The organism is Methylibium sp. T29, from assembly GCF_000576205.1.
GTDB lineage: Bacteria > Pseudomonadota > Gammaproteobacteria > Burkholderiales > Burkholderiaceae_C > Methylibium > Methylibium petroleiphilum.
Genome location: NZ_AZND01000300.1, coordinates 1 through 3,575 on the forward strand (window position 1 = coordinate 1; position 3,575 = coordinate 3,575).

General features: G+C 73.2%; 3 protein-coding genes and 1 pseudogene. 1 reads left to right on the top strand and 3 read right to left on the bottom strand.

Annotated features, from left to right (window positions below; genetic code table 11):
- Window positions 1–940 (top strand): MltA domain-containing protein (locus x551_RS19760; RefSeq protein ID WP_036250479.1); only part of this gene is annotated, 940 nt, incomplete at its 5' end.
- Here x551_RS19760 and x551_RS19765 read toward each other — a convergent pair.
- The 3 genes and pseudogenes from x551_RS19765 to x551_RS19775 form a co-directional block, all read right to left on the bottom strand.
- Window positions 930–1,811, bottom strand: a complete 882-nt coding sequence (locus tag x551_RS19765) for a Pnap_2097 family protein (RefSeq protein WP_231497666.1) — start codon at window positions 1,809–1,811, stop codon at window positions 930–932. The two genes, x551_RS19760 and x551_RS19765, sit on opposite strands and share 11 nt — an antisense overlap.
- A pseudogene (locus x551_RS19770) lies at window positions 1,808–3,093 on the bottom strand (MSMEG_0569 family flavin-dependent oxidoreductase). Before x551_RS19770 ends, x551_RS19765 begins: the two are co-directional and overlap by 4 nt.
- A 23-nt stretch (window positions 3,094–3,116) precedes the next feature.
- Window positions 3,117–3,401, bottom strand: coding sequence for an MSMEG_0570 family nitrogen starvation response protein (locus x551_RS19775; protein WP_011831046.1), 285 nt, complete (start codon window positions 3,399–3,401; stop codon window positions 3,117–3,119).
- Window positions 3,402–3,575: the final 174 nt, after the last annotated feature.

The following is a 3,575-nucleotide window of genomic DNA, read 5'->3' on the forward strand; positions in this document are numbered from 1 at the left end:
GCCGGCGCTGCTGGCCGGCTGTTCGAAGCCGGCCCCCGGCTGGGCCACCGCCTGTGCCAGCGCCAAGGCGCTCGATGCGCCCGACGACGCCCGCGTCCGCGCCTGGCTGCAGCGCACGCTGACGCCCTACCGCGTCACCGCGCTCGACGGTCGCGACGAGGGCCTCGCCACCGGCTACTTCGAGCCGCTGGTCGCCGCCTCGCGCCAGCGCAGCAAGAGCTACAGCGTGCCGCTCTACGCGGCGCCGCCGAACCTGGCACTGCGCAAGCCCTGGTACACGCGCGCCGAGATCGAGACGCTGCCGGCAGCGCGCGCCGCACTGAAGGGGCGCGAGATCGCCTGGATCGCCGACCCACTGGACGCGCTGCTGCTGCAGGTGCAGGGCTCGGGCCGGCTCGCGATCACCGAGCCCGACGGCCGCCGGCAGACCGTGCGCCTCGCCTACGGCGGCCACAACGACCAACCCTACCAGTCGGTCGGCCGCTGGCTGGTCGAGCGTGGTGCGTTCACGCTGGAGCAGGCCTCGTGGCCGGCCATCAAGGCCTGGGCGCGCGCCAACCCCGGCCGCGTGTCGGAGATGCTGGCCGCGAACCCGCGCTACGTGTTCTTCCGCGAGGAGCCGCTGCCCGATCCGTCGATCGGCGCGGTCGGCGCGCAGGGCGTGCCGCTGACGCCGGGCCGCTCGATCGCGGTCGATCCGCGCGCCATTCCCTACGGCACGCCCGTGTGGCTCGACACCACCGAGCCGCAGCCCTGGAGCGCCACGCCCCCCCCGCCGCGGCCACTGCAGCGACTGGTGATGGCGCAGGACACCGGCAGCGCCATCACCGGCGCCGTGCGCGCCGACTACTACTGGGGCTGGGCCGAGGGCGCCGAGGACCGCGCCGGCCGCATGAAGCAACCGCTGCGGATGTGGGCGCTGTGGCCCGTCACGCGCTGAGGCCAGCGCCGTCGACCGGCACGCGCCGCTTGCGCGTCAGCACGTCGGCCAGGCGGGCGCCGTCGCCGGCGCGTCGCACCTCGCACCAGTGCGACAGCCCGTCGGGCGACTCCTGCACGCCGCGCAGCAGCACCGTCAGCGATTCGCCGACGTTCACGTTGCCGTAGAACGCCAGTTCGCGCTCCGCCAGCCGCGGCAGCGCCGTCGAGCCGAACCACGCCCCCTCGGCGCGGTCGACGATCGCCTGGAAGCTCGCGAAGTAAAGCAGGTCGGCGCCATTGAAGTCGTTGTGCGGGCAGGGCTGGAACCGGAACTCGCGCAACGGCGCGCCGCGCTCCGATTCCGGCCCGAAGTCCGGCTGCCATTGCCCGCTGCGCAGGGCCCGTCCCCGCTCGGCCAGTTGCAGGGCGTAGGTGGCCAGCGCGGCCCGCTCGATATCGGCCTCGGGCGCGGCGGTGGTCGCCGGCACCGCGGCGCGGACCACGCTGCGGTTGTCGCCGGCGCGCTCGCGCCGCACGAAGGTGGACAGCATCTCAACCTGCGCATGCGTGCCGTCGCGCCCCCGCAGCTCGTGCAGGCCGAAGTGCTGCGAGCGCCCCACCGGCAGGCAGCGCGAGACGACGCGCAGGCGGTCGTTCTCCGCCACCCGGTCCAGCCGTGCGTGGCGGATGCGCACGGCGGTGAACGCCGCATAGGCCTTGCGGCCCCCGGCGTCGCGGAAATCGGGCCGGGCCCGGCCCTGCCGGCGGGCCAGCGCGAGCCAGTGCTGGTGGCCGCATTCCTTCAGCAGCCAGTTCTCCGACAGGCCCGTCGGGCACAGCTGGGGCATGCCGGCGACGAAGCGCCCGGACTGCAGCGCGGCTGCCGTCACGACAGCCAGGGCTCGGCCAGCTCGCGCGCAGCCGGCGTTCCGGCGACCGGCGCGCGCGCCTCGATCTGCTCGGCCAGGTAGAGCGCGTCGCGCGCCACCCCCGAGAAGCGGCCCGAGCCCCAGGTGTGCAGCCAGGGCAGGCCGATGAAGTAGAGCCCCGGCAGCGCGGTCACGCCGCGCACGTGGCCGGGCTGCCCGCGGCCGTTGAACACCGGCGCGTCGAGCCAGCTGAAATCGGGCGAGAAGCCGATGCACCAGATCACCGCGCCGATGCCGGACTCGCGCAGCGACAGCCGCGTGCGCTCGGCCGCCGGCTCCCACACCGGCCGGTAGACCGACGGCGGCGGCACGTCGAGGCCGGCCTTCTCGATGTGCTTGTCGATCGCGGCGTTGATGCCGTTGTAGATGCGGTCGGCGTGGTCGAGGTTGGCGCGGAGGTCGGGGTTGAAGTGCAGCGTGTCGCCCTCCAGACCATTCAGCAGCCCATAGAGCTCCATGCCCTCGTTCGCGAACTTGCGCAGGTCGATGTCGCGCCCGCCGTCGCGGCCGGTGACGTAGTGGTTGGTGTTGTCGCGCACGCCCTCGCGCAGCGGGTGCTCGTGCACCGGCATGTCGTAGTAGCCCATGTCGGCCAGCCAGTCGACCACGTCCTTGCCGCGGTAGAAGCGCGCGCAGCGCGGCGCGTCGCCGGTCGCCATCACCACCTGGCGGCCGGCCAGGTGCAGGTCCTCGGCGATCTGCGCGCCCGACTGGCCGTTGCCCACCACCAGCACCTTGCCGGGCGGCAGCGCCTGCGCATTGCGGTACTGCTCCGAGTGGATCTGCAGCAGATCGCGCGGCAGCCGCTCGGCCAGCCGCGGGATGATGGGCTGGTGGTAGCCGCCCGAGGCCACCACCAGCTGGTCGGCGCTGTAGTGGCCCTGCGAGGTGGCGATCTCGAGCCGCCGCCGGCGCGCGGCGCGGCGCGCTGCACCGTCAGGCCGCTGCGCACCGGCGCGGCCACGTGCTTCACGAAGCCATCGAGGTACTCGATGATCTCGTCCTTCTTCATGAAGCCGTGCGGGTCGCTGCCGGCGTACTCCCAGCCCGGCAGCTTGCACTGCCAGTTGGGCGTGACGAGGCAGAAGCTGTCCCAGCGCTGCGTGCGCCAGGCGTGCAGCGGCGAGCGCTTCTCGAGCACCACGTGGTCGATGCCGCGCTGCTGCAGGTAGTAGCTCAGCGAGAGGCCGGCCTGGCCGCCGCCGACGATGGCGACGCTGTGGTGTTCTGCGTTGGGGTTCATGGCGTGGGTCCTTCTTGCTCGGGTCAGGCTTCGTCGAAGCGCAGCACTTCCACCTCGGCCTGCGCGTCGAAGCGCCCGGCGGTGGCCTCGATCTGCGCCAGCTGGTCCATCGCCATCGAGCAGGCGTAGCCGAACTTGGCACGCACGCGCTCGGAGGCGATGTGCAGCGCCTCGCGGCTGCGGTCCAGGAACTCCGGCAGCGGGTAGCTGCTGCCGGGGACGAGGTAGTCCTTGATCACCAGCGACGGCGAGTAGCAGCGCGTCTCGCTGCGATCGGGCCAGCGCAGGTGGAAATGCATCGCGGGCATGGGGCGAATCTCCAGGCAACGTGAGGTCAGGAAACGACAGGGGCGGCGTCCATCGCGGCCGGTTCGGTGGGCACCGCCGCGGCGAGCGGCACGCCATGACCGACCAGCGCCCGCATCGCGCGGTACAGCGCGACGTGGCGCGCGGCGCTGGCCGTCCAGCTGTAGCGCCGGCAG

What these genes read in the sequence shown, in the direction of transcription:
- x551_RS19775 (WP_011831046.1), bottom strand. Translation starts at nt 3,401, where the DNA reads ATGCCCGCGATGCATTTCCACCTGCGCTGGCCCGATCGCAGCGAGACG.